The organism is Enterococcus sp. C57 (genome assembly GCF_040887305.1).
GTDB classification, from domain to species: Bacteria; Bacillota; Bacilli; order Lactobacillales; family Enterococcaceae; genus Enterococcus_B; species Enterococcus_B hirae.
The window spans coordinates 291,439-311,144 of the sequence record NZ_JBFOFP010000002.1 but is presented as its reverse complement, the minus strand read 5'-3'; the positions used below and the strand labels follow the sequence as shown (position 1 = coordinate 311,144).

The following is a 19,706-nucleotide window of genomic DNA, read 5'->3' as shown; positions in this document are numbered from 1 at the left end:
AAATTTTTATGAAACCCTCCTCTTTTACCAGACAACTTTTTAAAAATATGCTATGTTAAAAATGATAAAGGGGGAGAAAAATGAATTTTTTAGTGGTGCTAAAGGATCAAGTCATCAACCGTTCGACCTTTCTTTATGTTCAGTTAAACAAGGGGAAAACTTTGTTGCATTTTTCGCCAGAGTTTCATTTAGAAGGTCAAACACTAGGAGAAATCTATCAATCAGAAGGGTTAACTGCACTTTTGCTCTTTTTTAATAGAGAACTTGATTTACCTGTGAAAGATTACCTTGAGCTTTCATTAACAAGTTGGGATCAGGCAGTAACAGAGCTATTTCCAAATGGCTTGATAATCAAGGAGAACGGCCAGTTGATACAGTTAACGGTCAGTGAACTTCAAAGACAAATGCGTTATAAAATTGATGAGAAAGATTCATTTTCAATTTTTCAACGGCAACAAAAAATCTTAAAAAGTTTTTTAAGTGAAATTGGTAAAAAACGCCATTTATTAAAGACAACTCAATTATTAAAAAAATATCCTGATTTAGTTCATACATCGATTCAATTAACACAATTCTTAACGCTGATTCGCCGATTTGTTCGCTTGAAGGAAGTGCCTTCTAGAAAGCTCACGTTACCGTTAGCGGATACATTTCGTGTCGTCCAAAGAGCGCAGGAAAAGAAAGTCATCGTGATTGACTTTATGAAGAATCGGAATGCACTTCATCAATTAACAATGGAAAAAGCGAATTAAAGCTTTTTCTTTTTGCTTTTTTTTGCCATAATAAGAGCAACAGGAGGAGTTACGATGGCACAAATTTGGTTAAGACGCTTGATTGAATACAAAAGAAAATACAACCAAGTGATGCAAGGACGTTATGCAACATTTGATTCGTTGAACCGAGTATTGTTGATTCTGGCACTATTCTTTCGTCTGTTTCAATTTTTACTTCCTTTTTCAATCGGTTATTTCTTATTTTGGGGATTACTCGGTCTGATCGTATTTCGATTGTTATCGAAGAAAATCTATGTAAGAATAAATGAAAATCGTAAATTCATCGAAAAATCGAATCAAATAAAATTATGGTTTTCTCAGTTGAGAAAGCCAAAAAATTCAAAGAAAGTGATGGAGTACACGTTTTTTTCTTGTCCTACTTGTCACCAAAAGCAAAGAGCGCCACGAGGTAAAGGACGAATTCGAGTGACTTGTCAAAAATGCGGTACCCAATTTGAAACGAAAGTCTAGGTGAAGAGGATGAAGTTAGTCTTATTACGACATGGTGAAAGTGAAGCCAATTTTCAAAATTATTGGACTGGCTGGTTAGATGTTGCGCTAACTGAAAAGGGGATGCAACAAGCAACGGAAGCTGGACGAAAAATGAATGAGCAAGGATTGGTTTTTGATATCGTTTATACATCTGTACTAAAAAGAGCAATCAAAACGTCACAGTTAGCTTTAGAAGAAATGAATCAATTGTATCTTCCCGTCCAAAAAACTTGTCGGTTAAATGAACGACATTATGGGGCATTAGTTGGTAAAAATAAAACGGAGATGAAAAAAGAATATGGCGAAGAACAAGTCAAAAAATGGCGTCGTGGCTATCGAGAAGTTCCACCACTCGTATCAGAAAACCATTTTGATCGACGCTATGATTCTTTAGATCCACGTTTGCTCTCCCATGGTGAAAGCTTAGAGATGACAGTTGAGCGCGTGGTTCCTTTATGGCAAGATGAACTTGCACCACACTTATTAGCTGGTAAAAATGTCTTAGTGGTTGGACATGGGAATAGCTTACGTGCGTTAACGAAATACTTAGAAGATGTACCAGAAAATCAGTTGGATACGATTGATATCCCGAATGCGCAACCGATTCAATACACTTTAAATAAAGAGTTAAAAATCCTCGGAAAAGAATTGTTATAAGAGGGACATGTTTTGTGGGAATATGAATAGATTTAAAGGAAAGAAGTTACGATGATAAAAAATTATGTTTGGGATTTTGATGGAACATTATTTGATACTTATCCAGCCATGGTCGATGGAGCGCTTCAAGCAATGGCTGCGTTAGGTATCTTAGCGGATCAAGAAACGATTTATCCGATTATGAAGAAATTTTCCACCCGTCAACTAATCAAAGAATACCAATTACCAGAAGAACAATTTACACCCTTGTTTCATCGTTATGAAGCAGCGAGTCAGAAAATTTCCAAGCCTTTTGCAGGCACCCAAGAAGTGTTACGATCATTGAAAAGCCAAGGTGCAAAGCATTTTATTTTGACCCATCGACTCTCATCCTCAACTTGGGGATTACTTGAACAGTTTGATCTAACTGATTTAATTGAAGAAGTTATTGGGATTGATCGGAATTTTCCTCGTAAGCCAGCGCCCGACTCATTAAATCATTTGATCCAAAGACATCAATTGAAAAAGTCGGAAACGATCATGATTGGTGATCGTCGTTTAGATATAGAAGCTGGTAAGAATGCAGGAGTCTTGACTTGTTTGTATGATATTGATCATTTTTTACAAGATATTCCTGCGGATTATGTTGTAGATGATCTCTTAAAAATCCTTGATATCAAGGAGAAAGCAATAAAATAGTATCCTCTTTCAAAGTGAGGTATGTTATAATTTGAATAAGGAGTGATCAAATGGAAATCAAAAGACAAAAAGAAGTAGTAGAGGCATTTCACTATGACTTTAAAAGGCCTGATCAAGAAGTTGAAACAGATTTAAAAGTAGGATTTTCTCCTCTGAAAGAGACGATTGAGAACTATCCGAAAGAACACAGTATCGTAGGGGCACGTTTAGAATTTCGCTTAGTCTTTGATACATATGTTTTATCAGGAAGCGTGAGTCAAATTAACCATATCCTTAATCGAAAGATTGAAGGACAAAATGATGTCACACAAGAAGAAGTGGATGAGCTAGTTGCGCCATTATTTGACATCGTCAAACGAATGGCCTATGAAATAACTGAGATTGCATTGGATCAACCAGGCGTGAAACTAAATTTTCAATCTGAAAAAGAAGAAAACGAAGCATAAAACGTGCTTAAAACCAGTAGTGATAGACAAAAGCTATCACTACTGGTTTTTTTCTATTACTAATTGTAAGCAAAACGAATGTATTTTTTACATAAATAGTCTAGAATGAACGAGTCGCTGAAAAAAATATTTTCAGGAAAATGATTGAAGAATCATTTTCGGGAACCTTTACTTCCTTAGATGGACTTGTCATTAAAAATTAGAGGAGGAGTAAAATGACAACACTCATCACAGTTTTAGTGGTTCTAGTTTTTGCGGTATTATTATATGTTTTTTATCGCATGCAAAAGCGCCATGCAAAATTTTCAACAAGGGTTTATACAGCTCTAGCTATCGGAATCGTATTTGGTGGCTTATTACAATTGATTTTTGGAGTAGATAACCAAGTCATCAGTCAATCAATGGAATGGATCAATATCGTAGGTGAAGGCTATGTCGGCTTCTTACAAATGCTGATTATGCCATTAGTATTCGTCTCGATCGTTGGCGCATTTACAAAAATGAAAGTTTCTGAAAAATTAGGTAAAATCAGTGCAACAGTATTAACCTCACTGCTTGCAACAACAGCAATTGCTGCATTGATTGGAATCGGTACAACCATGTTATTTGGTCTTCAAGGAGCAAAGTTTACCGAGGGCGCAGCAGAAACAGCTCGAATCTCGGAATTAGCCACTCGCCAAGAGAGTATCCAAGGATTAACGATTCCGCAACAAATATTATCATTCATCCCTAAAAATGTCTTTGCTGATCTAGCTGGTACACGTGCAACAAGTACGATCGGTGTTGTGATTTTTGCTGCATTTGTCGGGATTGCTTATCTAGGAGTCAAAAGAAAAGCACCGAAAGAAGCAGAATTTTTTGCCAATTTGATTGATAGTTTATATAAAATCGTTATGCGTATCGTTACCTTAGTTTTACGTTTGACTCCATATGGCGTCTTTGCGTTGATGACGAATGTGATGGCTACTAGTGATTTTGTTGCCATTATCAATTTAGGAAAATTCGTACTTGCTTCATATGTTGCTTTACTAGCAGTCTTGATTGTTCATTCATTGATCTTGCTTTCAGTGAAAGTCAATCCGTTTGACTACTTTAAAAAAGCTTTTCCAGTATTGAGCTTTGCTTTTACTTCACGTTCAAGTGCAGGGGCATTGCCATTGAATATCGAAACACAGACCAAAGCGTTAGGTGTGGATGAAGCAACAGCGAATTTTTCAGCCAGCTTTGGTTTATCAATTGGGCAAAACGGCTGTGCAGGCGTGTATCCAGCGATGCTAGCCACGATCGTTGCTCCAGCTGCTGGAATTGATGTTTTTAGTATTGGCTTTATCTTGATGTTAGTTGCAATCGTCACGATCAGCTCATTTGGTGTAGCCGGTGTTGGTGGTGGCGCAACGTTTGCTTCATTGATCGTCTTAGGGGCGATGAATTTGCCAGTTGCCATCGTTGGCTTAGTTATCTCAGTAGAACCATTGATTGATATGGCTCGAACAGCAACGAACGTCAGTGGCAGTATGGTTGCCGGGATTGTCACAAGTGCTAGAATTAAGGACTTGGATCGTGAAGCAATCAAAGATGATTCAAAAGTCATTGATGTCAATGCTTAGTTATAAGCCAAAAACAGATTTCGTCTTTGAGACGGGATCTGTTTTTTTTATAAGCGATTGATACAGGAAATCTATTTTATTCCGAAAAGTGAAAACGAGATTCCATCCACTCCAAAAACTATGACAATAAGGGCAAGTATAAGAGTATAAAGATGGAGTGAAGATAGCTTTTCCGATCTCCGTATGCTAAAATAGTTAAGCTTATGACTTCTAAAACGAAGAAATGTAGGAGGATTTACATGTTTACCAATGAAATGAAAATCATGTTATATGTTGATGATGTGAAAAAAAACGTTGATTTTTGGACTGCGGTTGGATTCAAAGAATTAGATCGTCAAGAAATGGATGGCACACTGGTTGTAGAAATCGCCCAATCAGAGAAAGCGACTACTTCACTTGTCTTATACGATCGGGAATTCATTGAACAACATTCCCCAGAAGTTGCTGGAAGTTCCCCATCCTTGATGTTTTATAGCGATGATATTTTTGATTTATATAAGAAAATGCAAGCACAAGGTACGGTATTAGGCGAATTAGTCCAGTTAGGTGAAGAATACGTATTTAATTTTGCCGATCCTGATGGTAATTATTTTGCAGTAACAGGGAAATAAAAAAATGATTTGAAGATAGTCTTCAGACACTCATTCTACTAGTAGTTAAACAGGTCATGTTTAGCGACTAGTAGAGTGGGTGTTTTTCACTTGGTAGAACCTAGTTTATGTAAATGGTCATTCCATCGTTGAGGTCATCTTATTCCATCTTTTATGTAGTAAAGTTTGCCTAAATTAAAAAACGATAATTATATTATGTTAACTGAAGAGTTTGAACATAAATACACAAGCATAAATATCGTCAAACGAACCTTACTTTTTTTATACTATTCTGGAGAGAAGAGAAGGAAGGAAAGAAAACATGGATTACCAAGTATTACTTTATTACAACTACACAACCATTGAAGACCCAGAGCAATTTGCGAAGGAACATTTAGCCTTTTGTAAATCGTTGAATTTAAAAGGAAGAATCTTAGTTGCCAAAGAGGGAATCAACGGCACATTGTCTGGAACGATCGAAGAAACTGAAAAATATATGGCGATGATGCATCAAGACGAGCGTTTTGCTGATACATTTTTTAAAATTGATCCAAGTGAAGGCCACGCATTTAAGAAAATGTTTGTTCGTGCACGACCAGAACTTGTTTCTTTGAAATTAGAAGACGATATCGATCCTCACGAATTGACAGGAGATTATCTCTCACCAAAAGAATTCAAAGAGGCAATTTTAGATGAAGATACTGTTGTCATTGATGCCAGAAATGATTACGAGTATGATCTAGGACATTTTCGTGGGGCTGTTCGTCCTGATATTAGAAGCTTTAGGGAACTCCCTAAATGGATCCGTGATCATAAAGAAGAATTTATGGAAAAACGAGTGGTTACTTATTGTACTGGTGGGATTCGTTGCGAAAAATTTTCTGGTTGGTTAGTCCGTGAAGGCTTCAAAGATGTTGGTCAACTACACGGCGGGATCGCAACTTATGGAAAAGACCCTGAAGTTCAAGGAGAATTGTGGGATGGTAAGATGTATGTGTTTGATGAACGTATTGCAGTTGATATCAATCAAGTGGATAAACGAATCGTAGGCAAAGATTGGTTCGACGGTACGCCTTGCGAACGCTACATCAATTGTGGCAATCCTGAATGCAATCGTCAGATGTTGACTTCTGTTGAAAATGAAGAAAAACATTTAGGTTCTTGTTCGATCGAATGCGCAAAACATCCACAAAACCGCTACATCAAAGAGCATCAACTGTCTGAAAAAGAAGTAGAAGAAAAATTAGCTGCTTTTTTTAACTAGCATTTAGTGACAAGCTGAAAAATAAACATAGCAGGAGAAGCTGTTCTCCAATCACCTAGCACTAGTTGAGCGCTGAGTGAATAAGGGAATTCCTTTGCTATCTTTATTTTTGGCTTGTCTTTTTTTCTTTTTATTGAGAAAATCAGTATAGGAAAGGGAAAAACCTTTTCGATAAGTGTAAATCTATGCGAAAGATACGTTATACTACAATGGAAAGGGAGAGTTTCATCATGAAAAAGTGGGTGTATGCGATTGGCGATGTTCATGGAAAATACGATCTCTTTAAAAAATTGGTCAACGAATTTGATCCATTAAATCATCAATTAGTATTGATGGGGGATTTGAATGATAGAGGCCCTAACACGAAAGAATGTTTTTTACTAGGTATGCAACTAGTCAAAGAAAATAACGCGATTTATCTTCGAGGAAACCACGAAGAGTACTTTTTGCAGTTCCTCCAAAGTCCTGAAGACTGGTATGAGCCCTATTTACGGAATGGTGGCAAAGAAACATTTGACAGTCTTTTACACCCTGGGTCAACTGAAGAGTATTCGCCCACAGAGATTGCGTTGATGATTCGCTCACGATATGGCGAACTGATTGATTTTTTATGTGAACGGCCGCTTTATTATGAATGGCATAACTATCTCTTTGTCCATGCAGGGGTTGACTTAACTAAAAAAGATTGGCATGATACAAACCCTCATGATTTCATCTGGATCCGCGAACCTTTCCATGAAGGTAAAAATAATACAGGAAAAACAATCGTTTTTGGTCATACCATTACCCCTATGCTACACGGAGATATGGAAACGACAGATTTATGGATTCACGATAAGAAAATCGGAATTGACGGTGGAGCAGTCTTTGGTGGATCGATGCATGGTGTGGTTTTTGATGAAACTGGTATCGTTCAAGACATTGAGTATCAAAACACTGAAGGACCGTGGCAAGGAAATTAATGGATCAGGATAACAGTACATGATTCCTTATAAAAGTATTGAGGAAACTCAAATTCCTCAACTATTATAGGGGATTTTTAGTGTGATTGATTTGTTTTGCTGAGAGCTGCTATAAGTACTGTTATCAAATATGATAAAATAAATAAGTATGTGAGAAAATCCACCATTTTTATTTAGAAACAGGGAATAATGAAAATGGCTTTAACTTAAAAAGGGAGTATATTGATGGCAGAGAATTTAAATCAAACAATTGTCCAGTTAGTTCAAAAAGAACTAACGATGTATCATTCAAAACAACTTACCACCGTATTGAATTTATTGAACGAAGGAAATACTGTCCCATTTATTGCACGTTACCGAAAAGAAATGACCGGTAGCTTAGATGAGGTACAAATTCGAGAAATTGAAGAGCGTTATGCTTATTTAGAAAACTTAGAGAAACGAAAACAAGAAGTGATTCGTTTAATCGATGAACAAGGTAAGCTAACGCCAGAATTGAAAAAAGACATTACTTTAGCAGTTAAAATGCAACAAGTAGAAGACTTGTATCGTCCTTATAAACAAAAACGCAGAACGAAAGCGACGATCGCAAAAGAAAAAGGATTAGAGCCTTTTGCCCAGTGGCTTCGTCAATTGCCCAATGAAGATGTCTATGCAGAAGCAAAAAAATACCTCAATGATGAAAAAGAAGTTCATACGGTCGAGGAAGTATTGCAAGGCGCTCACGAAATCATTGCTGAAGAAGTCAGTGATAATGCAACTTACAGAACGTGGGTACGCTCCTATACCTACAATAAAGGTTCTTATGTCAGTGTCGTTAAAAAGAAGGAGCTAGATGAAAAAGCGGTATATGAAATGTATTATGATTATGCCGAACCCATTCATAAAATCGTCTCTCATCGCATTTTAGCGACGAATCGTGGTGAAAAAGAAGGCATTTTGAAAGTCGGACTCCAAGTGGAAGAGGAACCTATTTTGTCTTATCTGGAGCGGCAATTGATCAACAACCCAGCTTCTCCCGCAACTATGTTTGTTAGGAATGCTTATCAAGATAGTTACAAACGATTTATTCAACCTGCGATTGAGCGGGAAGTGCGCAATGAATTAACTGAAAAAGCTGATGAGCAAGCAATTGCGATCTTTGGAGAAAACCTCCGTAATCTCTTGTTACAACCTCCTTTAAAAGGAAAAGTCGTTTTAGGATTCGATCCAGCCTATCGTACAGGATGTAAGTTAGCTGTAGTAGATGCGACAGGTAAAGTTTTGGCAATTGAAGTCATCTATCCGCATAAACCTGCTTCTCAAGCGAAACGTGAAGCTGCAGGACCTGCTTTTGTTCAATTGATCAACCAATACCAAGTAGATATGGTCGCAATAGGAAATGGTACTGCTAGCCGTGAATCAGAACAATTTGTTGCTGAACAATTAAAATCAGCTGATCATAAAGCGTACTATGCGATCGTGAATGAGGCGGGAGCTTCTGTTTATTCTGCAAGTGATATTGCCCGCAAAGAATTTCCTGACCTCCAAGTGGAAGAGCGAAGTGCAGTATCGATCGCTCGACGTTTGCAAGATCCATTAGCTGAATTAGTGAAGATTGACCCTAAAGCTGTAGGAGTTGGACAATACCAACATGATGTTTCTCAAAAACGTTTAGCGGAACAATTAGATTTTGTAGTAGAAACTGTGGTCAATCAAGTGGGTGTGGATGTTAATACTGCAAGCCCTCAATTATTGCAACACATCTCTGGTTTGAATAAAACAACTGCTCAAAATATTGTGACTTATCGAGAAGAAAATGGTGCGTTTGAGACGCGAGCGCAATTGAAAAAAGTTCCTCGCTTAGGACCAAAGGCTTATGAGCAAGCGATCGGGTTTATCCGTGTACCAGGTGGGAAAAACATTCTTGATAATACAGGCATTCACCCAGAAAGCTATCCAATTGCAAAAGAAATTCTAAAAAGCAACGGGTTATCAGAGAAAGCATTAGGTAAAAAAGAAGCAATCGAAACCCTATCTCAACTTTCTTCCACTCATTTATCCAAAACATTATCTGTAGGAGAAGAAACGTTAGCTGATATTCTTGAAGGGTTAACCCGACCTGGTAGAGATATGCGGGATGAAATGCCAGCCCCACTCTTGCGTTCAGATGTTTTAAGCATGGAAGATTTGAAACCAGGGATGGAGTTGAAAGGGACTGTACGGAATGTAATCGACTTTGGCGCGTTTGTTGATATCGGTGTAAAGCAAGACGGATTAGTTCATCTTTCTAAATTAAGTAAAAAATTTGTTAAACATCCTACTGATGTCGTTTCTGTAGGCGATGTTGTAACAGTTTGGATTGAAGCTGTTGATGTCAATAAAGGAAGAATCAGTTTAACGATGCTTTCCCCTTATGAGGCGAAATAAAGTGACAGAAATCGAATTGCAGCAACTCGTTGAAAAAATCTCGCTAGATAGTTTTTCATTGCCCTTTAAGCATCAAGCAAAATTCAATTCTCGTTTGCGATCTACAGGGGGACGTTATCACTTAAACGACCATCATTTAGATTTTAATTGGAAGATGTTTCAAGAAGTGGATGAAGCGACAAAAGTTGCAATCATTAAACATGAATTATGTCATTATCATTTGCATTTAGCTAATAAAGGTTATCGTCATCGAGATGCTGATTTTAAGGCTTTACTAAAAAAAACGGGTGGTTTAAGATACGCTCCTGCTCTTTCTGCTAAGAAAACGACTAAAATTGAATGGTATCAGTGTGCTAGTTGTACAACCGATATTTACCGCAAACGAAAAATCGATACCAAACGCTATGTTTGCGGGAAATGTCGAGGGCATTTGATTTGGAAGGAAACACTGGATAAAATGCCAAATGAACAGATTTCCAGTAAGTAAAAAATCTTAAAAAGGAGAAAAAAGCTCATGACGAATCAAGGGGAACAATTGAAAGATTGGAATTGTTTGCTATCCTTTTTGGCTGATGCAAGTGATCAAAGAACAAATGATTCGGCACCAATAGTGATTCTAGCAGGCAATGGCTTACCGATTCTTGCTGATAAGGCAGCTGAACTGTATTTGCAAGGACAAGTGCAGCAAATTTTTCTAGTCGGAGGAATCGGACATGCTACTAAGGTGCTTCGCCAAAATTTTGCAAAGCAAGGAGTTTTATTTGAGGATGGACTCAGTGAAAGTGAGATGTGTTTTCGTTACTTAACAGAAAAATACCACATTCCAACTGAAAGATTCATTTTAGAAACAACCTCGACGAACTCTGGGGAAAATGCACAACATGCCTTGACGATCCTTCAAAAAAAGGGCGCTTTACCTGAACGGATTTTTCTTATGAATGATCCAACATTACAGCGACGTACCAGAGCAACTTTTGAGAAGGTCTGGAAAGGCACAGGAGTAGAATGGTGTAACTATGTCCCATTTGTTCCCCAATTAATTGAACTAGCGGAAGAGTTACATTTTTCTCAGCCAGAGTTGAACGATCAATGGTCGAAAGATTATTTCTATGCGTTAGTTTTAGGAGAAATGGTTCGTTTGAGGGATGATGAACAGGGCTATGGACCAAATGGGAAAAATTATATGAATCATATGGACATCCCACAAAAAGTTTGGTCAGCCTATCAACGGATCCGTTCTTCTGTTTCAGGAACTTTCTTGCGTTCATGAGAAAATCATCCCTAGTAGACCAAACGAGAGCGTTAGCCAGTTTTTAAATTTGAACGATTTTTCAAGTAAGTAACCTCTTCAAATATATTTGGTTGAAATTTTTTTAGGTTTATATGATAATGAGGAACGTGTTGTAATAGAAAACAAAATAATGGATGATATTTAAGAGAAGAGGATTCAAATGGAAAATCAAAATAAATTATACCATTTTGTTGGTATTAAAGGATCAGGAATGAGCTCATTGGCACTTGTCCTACACGAGCAAGGGTTACCAGTACAAGGATCAGATATCGAAAAATATTTCTTTACACAAAGGGATTTAGAAAAAGCAAATATCAAAATTTTGCCTTTTGATGCAGAGAATGTTCAACCTGGAATGACGATCATTGCTGGTAATGCTTTCCCAGATACGCATGAGGAGATTCAAAGAGCGAAAGAGTTGGGATTAGAAGTTGTTCGTTATCATGACTTTATCGGCGACTTTATCCAAAACTACACGAGTATTGCAGTGACTGGTTCACATGGTAAAACGAGTACGACAGGATTACTTTCACATATGTTGACTGGCATTCGTCCAACAAGTTATTTAATTGGTGATGGCACAGGACATGGCGATCCTCAAGCAGAATTTTTTGCATTTGAAGCTTGTGAATATCGTCGCCATTTCTTAGCATATTCGCCTGATTATGTTATCATGACAAATATTGATTTTGATCATCCAGATTATTATACAAGTATTGATGATGTGTTTACCGCATTTCAATCAATGGCAAATCAAGTGAAAAAAGCGATCTTTGCCTATGGAGATGATGCTTACTTAAGAAAATTAGAAGCAGATGTTCCGATCTATTATTATGGTGTTTCTGAAGACGATGATATCCAAGCTCGGAATATCGAACGCACAACGACGGGGTCAGCTTTCGATGTGTACCACAAAGATGAATTTGTGGGACATTTCACTGTTCCTGCTTTTGGTAAACATAATATATTAAACGCATTAGGCGTGATCGCAGTTGCTTATTTTGAAAAACTAGACCAAGAAGAAGTAGCGAAAGAATTGTTAACATTCCCAGGTGTAAAACGTCGCTTCAGCGAAAAAATCGTAGCTGATATGACAGTTGTAGATGATTATGCTCATCATCCAGCTGAAATCAAAGCAACAATCGATGGGGCTCGACAAAAGTACCCTGATAAAGAAATCATTGCAGTTTTCCAACCTCATACATTTACCCGCACAATTGCTTTGATGGATGAGTTTGCAGAAGCACTAGATCTTGCAGATAAAGTTTATCTATGTGATATATTTGGCTCTGCTCGAGAAGAACAGGGCGATGTCAAAATTGAAGATCTTGGCAATAAAATCAAAAAAGGTGGTCAAGTGATCAAAGAAGACAATGTTTCTCCTTTACTTGATTTCCACGATGCTGTCATTATCTTTATGGGTGCAGGGGACGTTCAAAAATTTGAACAAGCGTATGAAAAATTATTAAGTAGTACGACAAAGAATGTATTGTAATCTATTTTTTAAGTAGTCGATTGTAAAGCAGTCTCTATCTGTTAAAGAATGAAACTTAACAGGTAGAGATTTTTTGATCTTTCTGGGTTTCAAAAGAGGAATCAACATCGCTGTCTTCTTTCATTTTCGTTAATATTTTCTTGTTTTAATCAGTGTAACTTGCCTTTTTGGACTGTTTTGATACAATAAGAAGTGATCAATATATAAACTGGAGGGTTACTAACTTGAACATAAGTAAACCACGTAAATTAGGAAAAACCATCAATGAACTGGAGGAAGGGGACTCGTTGTCTTTAACTGAATCGATTGAAGACAATCAGCTGTTATTGTATTTAGGACTAACAAATGATGCGAATCCACTCTACATCCAACATGATTTTGCGAAACACACGGAATACCAACAACCGATTGTGCCTTCTGTCATGTTGATGGGCATCATCACCAGTGCAATTTCAAAACATTTGCCAGGTCCTGGGTCTCATGTAGTCAATTTTTCTGTCAATTTTATTGAGCCAGTTTTCCATTATCAAACATTGACTTTTCAGTTTGATATTATCAAAGTAGACAAAATGAAAAATGTCGTGACAATCTCTGTCGAAGCAAACAATAGCGAAGAAAATCGGGTATTGGATGCAGTAGTGATGGTTCAGCCACCGGTCGAACCAGAATTAGAGATTACTCTTGAAAGTGAAGGTGAAACATATGAATAATCAAGGTACTATTTCAACAGGACTGAATCGCTTCTATGCTAAGGTCTATGGTTATCTAGGAGGAGGTCTAGCATTAAGTGCGATTATCTCTTATCTCGCATTACAAGTATATCCTCAACAAGTTTTCTCGTTCATCAATAATTTTCCATTAGGCTTTATGGGTCTCTGGATCGTAGAGTTGATTTTAGTAGTTGTATTGGGCGTTAAAGCAGCTAAAAACCCAAGTTTAGCTATTGGTGGTTTTATTGCGTATTCGCTCTTGAATGGACTGACGTTAGCTGTCACATTAGCGATGTATGATATCGGTAGCATTACCAGAGCGTTTATTACAGCAACTGGAATGTTTTTAGGGATGTCCGTTGTAGGCTTGGTTACTAAAAAAGATTTGACAGGTGTCGGCCGTGCTGGAATGGCCGCATTGATCGGTGTCATTATTGCCATGGTCTTAAATGTCTTTATCTTACGAAGCAGCGCAGTAGAGTTGTTTATTTCTCTTCTTTTAGTCGTGATCTTCGCAGGAATTACCGCATATGACAACCAAAAGATCCGGTCAATCTATATAGAATCAAATGGTACAGCACATAGTGGGATTGCCGTTTTCTTGGCATTGCAACTATACCTTGATTTTATCAACTTGTTCTTAGCATTCTTAAGAATTTTCGGACGTAACAATTAAGCGATTGAATGGATCGTTCAGTTGAACAATAATTATGAGAGTGAAAAGCATTGAGTCTTTTCACTCTTTTTTGTCCAGTAAAGTGGTTAATTTGCGTTTTTCTTTTCGCTTTCCTCAGTATTCTTTGTTAGAATAAATAAGAACTTTACAGTAAGGAGTTAGGCAGATGACAAAAAATAAATTATTACTTGTAGATGGAAATAGTGTTGCTTTTCGCGCATTTTTTGCTTTACACAATTCATTAGAACGGTTTAAAAATAGAAATGGGTTGCATACAAATGCGATCTATGCTTTTAACACGATGTTTGAAAATGTGATGCAAAAAGAGCAACCTACTCATGTATTAGTTGCATTCGATGCAGGAAAGACGACATTTAGAACCGAGATGTATGCAGAATACAAAGGTGGCCGTTCAAAAACTCCTGGAGAATTTAAAGAACAGATGCCTTACATTCGTGAATTACTCACAGGACTAGGTGTCCAATACTATGAATTACCTAATTATGAAGCGGATGACATCATTGGGACATTAGCCGAAAAAGTCAATAAAGAAGAATTTGATGTCGTTGTTTTATCTGGTGATCGAGATCTGACTCAATTAGCTAGTAATGAAATCAAAGTAGACATTACGGTGAAAGGTGTGAGTGATATCGAAAGTTACACACCTGAACATGTGGCTGAAAAATATGATGGGTTGACACCAAATCAAATCATTGATATGAAAGGTTTGGCAGGAGACGCTTCAGACAATATTCCTGGTGTGACGAAAATCGGCGAAAAAACAGCAATCAAATTGTTAAAACAATATGGATCCGTTGAAGGGATCTATGAGCATATTGATGAAATGAAACAAAGCAAAATGAAAGAAAATTTGATCAATGATAAAGAACAAGCTTTCTTATCCAAACAATTAGCGACGATCAATACAGATGCACCAGTTGAAGTCTCAATTGATTCATTAAAATATGAAGGGAAAAACTTAGAGAAATTGGTGCCATTTTATAAAGAAATGGAATTTAAACAATTCCTGGCAAAGCTGGACCTTGTTGAGGAAGAAGTAGAACTTGAAGATATCCTATTTGAAGTAGTCCATGAATACCATGAGGACATGTTCACGACTGACATGGCTTTATATGTGGAGATGATGGGAGACAATTACCATACAGAAGATATCGTGGGTGTAGCTTGGGGGACGAAACAAAAAATTTATGTTACGAATGATCTAGCGTTATTTGAGAACGAAGCTTTTTGTGCTTGGTTAGCTGATCCAACACGGTTGAAAAAAGTCTATGATGCCAAACGGACCTATGTGGCTTTAAATCGTTATGCTACGAAAACAAAAGGGATCGATTTTGATGTCTTGCTTGGTGCCTACTTGCTTGATACAAATGAGAAAAGTACGGATATTGAAGGAATCGCTGCCCATTATGGCTATCATGAAGTGCAGTCAGATGAAGCAATTTATGGAAAAGGGACAAAAAAAGGATTACCGGAAGAGGAAGAAGTATTTTTTGCCCACCTTGCCAGAAAAGTATCTGCCATTAATGTTTTAACACCTAAGTTAAGTCAAGAATTAACAGAAAAAAACCAAATGGCCTTGTTCCGTGAGATGGAACTACCCCTTTCAATCATCTTAGCTGAAATGGAAATCACTGGTATCAAAGTTGATGCTTCTCGTTTACAAGAAATGAAAATCGAATTCTCCAATCGATTGAAAGAGATTGAAGAAACCATCTATCAAGAGGCTGGTGAATCCTTCAATTTAAACTCACCAAAACAACTAGGTGTCATTTTATTTGAAAAAATGGGGTTACCTGTGATCAAAAAAACGAAGACAGGCTATTCCACTGCGGTCGATGTTTTAGAACAATTAAGGGAACAAGCCCCAATCGTGGATGATATCTTGACGTATCGCCAAATCGCCAAGATCCAATCAACTTATGTGGAAGGTTTGTTAAAAGTCATTCAATCTGATGGAAAAGTCCATACCAGATATGTTCAAACATTGACACAAACGGGGCGTTTAAGTTCAGTAGACCCTAATTTACAGAATATTCCTATTCGCTTAGATGAAGGGCGAAAGATTCGCCAAGCATTTGTGCCTAGAGAAAAAGACTGGTTGATCTATTCATCTGACTATTCACAAATCGAATTGCGAGTTTTAGCTCATATCTCAAATGATGAACATTTAAAAGCAGCCTTTCTTGAAGGACAAGATATCCATGCAAGTACTGCTATGCGTGTTTTTGGGATTGAAAAAGCAGAAGATGTCACACCAAATATGCGTCGTCAAGCAAAAGCAGTCAATTTTGGGATCGTTTATGGCATTTCTGACTATGGTTTATCACAAAATCTTGGGATTACAAGAAAAGCAGCACAACAGTACATTGATACGTATTTTGAGAAATATCCTGGAGTCAAAGAATATATGGAACGTATCGTTCGTGAAGCAAAGGAACAAGGATTTGTCGAAACCCTTTACCATCGCAGACGTTATTTACCAGATATCAATTCACGAAATTATAATATACGTTCTTTTGCTGAAAGAACAGCAATCAACACCCCAATCCAAGGAAGTGCCGCTGATATTCTTAAAATCGCGATGATCGAGTTGGATAAACGCTTAAAAGAAGAAAAACTATCAGTAACCATGTTGTTACAAGTACACGATGAATTGGTTTTTGAAGTGCCAGAAACAGAATTAGAACGATTAGACAAATTAGTAAGTGAAGTCATGGAACATGCCGTGTCCTTACACGTACCATTGATTACAGATAGTAGTTGGGGGAAGACGTGGTATGAAGCGAAATAGCTGATTGCCACTATTGAACCGATGTGTTCAATAAATAGATAAAAAAGCAAATAAGTCGAAGGTGAAAACATGCCAGAATTACCAGAAGTAGAAACTGTACGAAAAGGCTTGTCTCGTTTAGTCGTTGGAAAGAAAATCCAAAAAATCCAAGTCTTATGGCCAAGAATCATTGAACAACCAGAAACAGCAATCTTTGAAGCTTCGTTAGTTGGCGAAGAGATTCTGGCTATTGATCGAAGAGGCAAGTTTTTAATTTTTCGTTTGACTCATTATGAATTGATCTCACATTTACGTATGGAAGGAAAATACCAATTTGTTGAAAAAAATGAACCGATCGATAAACACACGCATGTCATTTTTTTCTTTGAAGATGGTAGCCAACTCCGATACCATGATGTACGTAAATTTGGACGAATGACATTAGTTGAAAAAGGAGCGAGTGATGCTTACAAAGGCATCATGAAATTAGGTCCAGAGCCGTTGCCAGATACATTTTTATTAGACGGCTTTCGTTTAGGCTTACAAAAATCTCATAAAGCGATTAAACCATTATTATTAGATCAAAAATTAGTAACAGGTTTAGGGAATATCTATGTGGATGAAGCGCTTTGGGAAGCGAAGATCCATCCAGAACAGCCAGCGGATACATTGAAGCCCAAAGAAGCAGAGTTGTTACGAAAAGCAATTATTGACGTGTTGTCTCGGGCAATCGAGGCTGGCGGAACGACGATCAGGAGTTATCTCAATGCGTTAGGCGAGTCAGGTAACTTTCAAGTAGCTTTACATGTCTATGGTCAGACTGGTCAACCATGTGTTCGTTGTCATACACCGATCGTCAAAACAAAAGTAGCGCAAAGGGGGACGCACTATTGTCCAAATTGCCAAAGACTAAAAATCAGCAAGTAGGCTATGTCTTAGGTTTAACTGGTGGGATTGCTACTGGGAAAAGCACTGCAGCAGCTGTTTTTAGCCGTCACCAAATCCCGATGATCGATGGAGATATCATCGCCCGTGAAGTCGTCCAACCTCAGACTCCTGGATTGGCGGCAATCGTTCAAGAATTTGGGGAAGAAATCCTTCAAGAAGATGGCTCGCTTGATCGAGTAGCTTTAGCTAAGATTATTTTCGATTCGACAGAACAAAGACAAAAACTTGATCGCTTATTAGACCCATTTATCCGTCAAGCGATTACGGAACAGATTAAGCAACAAAAAGCAAATTATCCTTTAGTTGTCGTTGATATCCCTTTATTATTTGAAGGTCATTATGAACAGGAAATGGATGCTGTAGCAGTCGTTTACCTTCCAGAAGAAATTCAATTGCAACGTTTGATGAAAAGAAATCAATTGACACTGGACGAAGCAAAGAAAAGAATACAAAGCCAGATGCCGATTGAAGAGAAGAAAAAATTAGCAGATATCGTTTTTGACAATTCCGGTAGTAAGGATGAACTGACTTGTCAAATCGAACGTTGGCTCTTGGACTTCAACAATCGATTTCTTTGAGTATATTTAGATAGTTTGCTATGCTGAATATAAAGAAAAGAGGGGGATTGGTATGGGGACTTTTAAAAATCAAAAAGATAAAGTAGTCGGTTCTGCAAAAGAAAAACTAGGAGAGATCTTGAATAAAGATGAACTGGTAGATGAAGGACGGGCACAATCAGAAGCTGCAAAAGAAAATGATGAACGCTACAAAGCCAGAGTCGATGAATTAGAAGACCAACAAGCAGAAAAAGAAGCCAAGGAGCAAGATCTGACACAAGAACGAAAAAAAGATGATCCAACACACAAAAAAACACCTTTACCAGAAGCCGATCATATTCCTGAACAACAAAAAATCGATGAACAACGAATGAAACATTATACAGGGATTGAAGAAAAACTTTAATGGGTATAACTTAGACTGTTGAAACAGAGAGTGAGACAAGTTTTGTCTCACTCTCTGTTTTTTTGAAGTATGCACCTGAAAGAAGTTTTTAAGAAGCACTGTTTTACATGCAATTTTCTCGAAAGTCAAGCCTAATTGTTTTGCTTTGGAACAATTTCGATCAATCGATTGAAAAAAAGGTTCTTCTAACGAGGTTTTTTATACAGGAGAGTCGCCTGTAAGAATTGTTTCATGTTATAATACAACTAGTTACATGTGTGAAATTTTTTTTATGAAAAGCAGGAGTGAATCATAAAAATATTGTTTCATACGTAATTATTTACGTAACTATTATCGAATGAAAATTTATCCTTTGAATGTTCGTTGAATCAATACTATATAAATTGATTCAATATGTTAAATGAATGTATATCAGAAAAATTTCAGATTAAGAGGTGAAAATAATGAGATGTCCTAGATGTCAACATAACAATTCCCGAGTGATTGATAGTCGACAAGCGGATGATGGTCGAGCAATTCGTCGAAGACGAGAGTGCGAAAACTGTTCTTTTCGTTTTACAACATTTGAAAGAATTGAAGCAGCACCTTTATTAGTGATCAAAAAAAATGGGGAACGGGAAGAATTTAATCGTGACAAGATTTTAAGAGGATTAATCCGTTCAGCAGAAAAAAGACCAGTTGCGATGGAACAAATGGAGCAAATCGTAAATCATGTTGAAAATCGGGTGCGAAGTCTTGGTGAAAATGAAGTATCGACGACGTTGATCGGAGAATACGTGATGGAAGATCTGGTCAATTTAGATGAGATTGCTTATATCCGTTTTGCCAGTGTTTATCGTCAATTTAAAGATATGTCGGTGTTTTTAAAAGAATTACAAGACATCGTTGATAAAGCAAAAGAAAATAATAAAGAGAATCATAAAGAGAATCATAAAGAAAACAACGAATAAATCA

General features: G+C 37.2%; 20 protein-coding genes. All 20 read left to right on the top strand.

What is annotated here, in order from left to right:
* Positions 1-80: 80 nt before the first annotated feature.
* The 20 genes from AB5M32_RS03390 to nrdR all read left to right on the top strand — a co-directional run bounded on the left by AB5M32_RS03390 (position 81) and on the right by nrdR (position 19,702).
* Positions 81-752 carry a hypothetical protein gene (locus AB5M32_RS03390; protein WP_010737691.1) on the top strand — a complete coding sequence of 224 codons (672 nt, stop codon included), beginning with the start codon at positions 81-83 and terminating at the stop codon, positions 750-752.
* 54 nt (positions 753-806) lie between these two features.
* Positions 807-1,244: a hypothetical protein gene (locus AB5M32_RS03385; RefSeq protein WP_034698189.1), complete on the top strand. Its 438-nt coding sequence runs from the start codon at positions 807-809 to the stop codon at positions 1,242-1,244.
* 9 nt (positions 1,245-1,253) lie between these two features.
* Positions 1,254-1,922, top strand: a complete 669-nt coding sequence (locus AB5M32_RS03380; protein WP_368024307.1) for a 2,3-diphosphoglycerate-dependent phosphoglycerate mutase — start codon at positions 1,254-1,256, stop codon at positions 1,920-1,922.
* Positions 1,923-1,976: 54 nt separating this feature from the next.
* Positions 1,977-2,600, top strand: a complete 624-nt coding sequence (locus AB5M32_RS03375; protein ID WP_178287269.1) for an HAD-IA family hydrolase — start codon at positions 1,977-1,979, stop codon at positions 2,598-2,600.
* A gap of 50 nt (positions 2,601-2,650) precedes the next feature.
* On the top strand, positions 2,651-3,046 hold the full coding sequence (locus tag AB5M32_RS03370; RefSeq protein WP_010719024.1) for a DUF1149 family protein: 396 nt from the start codon (positions 2,651-2,653) through the stop codon (positions 3,044-3,046).
* 215 nt (positions 3,047-3,261) lie between these two features.
* Positions 3,262-4,653 (top strand): L-cystine transporter, encoded by a 1,392-nt coding sequence (locus AB5M32_RS03365; protein ID WP_178286156.1) that lies wholly within the window; start codon positions 3,262-3,264, stop codon positions 4,651-4,653.
* A 239-nt stretch (positions 4,654-4,892) separates the two neighbouring features.
* Entirely contained in the window at positions 4,893-5,264 is a 372-nt protein-coding gene (locus AB5M32_RS03360; RefSeq protein ID WP_010719026.1) for a VOC family protein, read from the top strand.
* Positions 5,265-5,565: 301 nt separating this feature from the next.
* The gene (locus AB5M32_RS03355) at positions 5,566-6,507 is read left to right on the top strand and encodes a rhodanese-related sulfurtransferase (protein ID WP_010719027.1); all 942 of its coding nucleotides are present in this window, start codon (positions 5,566-5,568) and stop codon (positions 6,505-6,507) included.
* A 230-nt stretch (positions 6,508-6,737) separates the two neighbouring features.
* Positions 6,738-7,469 carry a metallophosphoesterase family protein gene (locus AB5M32_RS03350; protein ID WP_010719028.1) on the top strand — a complete coding sequence of 244 codons (732 nt, stop codon included), beginning with the start codon at positions 6,738-6,740 and terminating at the stop codon, positions 7,467-7,469.
* A 225-nt stretch (positions 7,470-7,694) separates the two neighbouring features.
* Positions 7,695-9,878 carry a Tex family protein gene (locus tag AB5M32_RS03345; protein WP_010737685.1) on the top strand — a complete coding sequence of 728 codons (2,184 nt, stop codon included), beginning with the start codon at positions 7,695-7,697 and terminating at the stop codon, positions 9,876-9,878.
* A 1-nt stretch (position 9,879) separates the two neighbouring features.
* Positions 9,880-10,365: a SprT family protein gene (locus AB5M32_RS03340; RefSeq protein ID WP_178286158.1), complete on the top strand. Its 486-nt coding sequence runs from the start codon at positions 9,880-9,882 to the stop codon at positions 10,363-10,365.
* A 27-nt stretch (positions 10,366-10,392) separates the two neighbouring features.
* Positions 10,393-11,148, top strand: a complete 756-nt coding sequence (locus AB5M32_RS03335; RefSeq protein ID WP_178286159.1) for a YdcF family protein — start codon at positions 10,393-10,395, stop codon at positions 11,146-11,148.
* A gap of 181 nt (positions 11,149-11,329) precedes the next feature.
* A complete protein-coding gene (gene murC / locus AB5M32_RS03330) occupies positions 11,330-12,664 on the top strand; it encodes a UDP-N-acetylmuramate--L-alanine ligase (protein ID WP_010737682.1) in 1,335 nt (444 codons plus the stop codon).
* A 224-nt stretch (positions 12,665-12,888) separates the two neighbouring features.
* On the top strand, positions 12,889-13,374 hold the full coding sequence (locus AB5M32_RS03325; protein ID WP_053766813.1) for a MaoC/PaaZ C-terminal domain-containing protein: 486 nt from the start codon (positions 12,889-12,891) through the stop codon (positions 13,372-13,374).
* Positions 13,367-14,050, top strand: coding sequence for a Bax inhibitor-1/YccA family protein (locus tag AB5M32_RS03320; RefSeq protein ID WP_010737680.1), 684 nt, complete (start codon positions 13,367-13,369; stop codon positions 14,048-14,050). The genes AB5M32_RS03325 and AB5M32_RS03320 overlap by 8 nt, the downstream gene beginning before the upstream one ends.
* Positions 14,051-14,216: 166 nt before the next feature.
* The gene (gene polA / locus AB5M32_RS03315) at positions 14,217-16,862 is read left to right on the top strand and encodes a DNA polymerase I (RefSeq protein WP_368024306.1); all 2,646 of its coding nucleotides are present in this window, start codon (positions 14,217-14,219) and stop codon (positions 16,860-16,862) included.
* 69 nt (positions 16,863-16,931) lie between these two features.
* Positions 16,932-17,768, top strand: coding sequence for a DNA-formamidopyrimidine glycosylase (mutM, locus tag AB5M32_RS03310; protein ID WP_096709056.1), 837 nt, complete (start codon positions 16,932-16,934; stop codon positions 17,766-17,768).
* Positions 17,732-18,367: a dephospho-CoA kinase gene (gene coaE / locus AB5M32_RS03305; protein ID WP_161637842.1), complete on the top strand. Its 636-nt coding sequence runs from the start codon at positions 17,732-17,734 to the stop codon at positions 18,365-18,367. The genes mutM and coaE overlap by 37 nt, the downstream gene beginning before the upstream one ends.
* Positions 18,368-18,419: 52 nt before the next feature.
* Positions 18,420-18,752: a hypothetical protein gene (locus AB5M32_RS03300; protein WP_010719038.1), complete on the top strand. Its 333-nt coding sequence runs from the start codon at positions 18,420-18,422 to the stop codon at positions 18,750-18,752.
* 443 nt (positions 18,753-19,195) lie between these two features.
* Positions 19,196-19,702 carry a transcriptional regulator NrdR gene (gene nrdR, locus AB5M32_RS03295; protein ID WP_063627173.1) on the top strand — a complete coding sequence of 169 codons (507 nt, stop codon included), beginning with the start codon at positions 19,196-19,198 and terminating at the stop codon, positions 19,700-19,702.
* Positions 19,703-19,706 lie beyond the last annotated feature (4 nt).